This window comes from Vibrio sp. 10N.286.49.C3, from assembly GCF_041469545.1.
Classification (GTDB): Bacteria; Pseudomonadota; Gammaproteobacteria; order Enterobacterales; family Vibrionaceae; genus Vibrio; species Vibrio tasmaniensis_A.
The window spans coordinates 1-244 of record NZ_JBFRKT010000074.1; the positions used below are offsets into that span (position 1 = coordinate 1).

Consider the following 244-nt stretch of genomic DNA (forward strand, 5'->3'; position numbering starts at 1 on the left):
CCCCACACTACCATCGGCGCTATTGTGTTTCACTTCTGAGTTCGGCATGGAATCAGGTGGGTCCACAATGCTATGGTCGCCAAGCAAATTTTGCTTTTACTTTCAGTTTTAAAAACTGAAGGCAAAATAATCTGGAAAACTGATTTAAAAGTCTCTCTTCAAACTCATTCAAGGTCTGGTCTTTCTTTGAGTCCACAAAACCCCTTGGGTGTTGTATGGTTAAGCCTCACGGGCAATTAGTACA

Annotated in this window: 1 rRNA gene; it reads right to left on the reverse strand. The window is 42.2% G+C overall.

Features of this window, described 5'->3' with window-relative positions:
* Nucleotides 1–84, reverse strand: a 5S ribosomal RNA gene (gene rrf, locus AB4180_RS21745); the annotation flags it as partial.
* Nucleotides 85–244 lie beyond the last annotated feature (160 nt).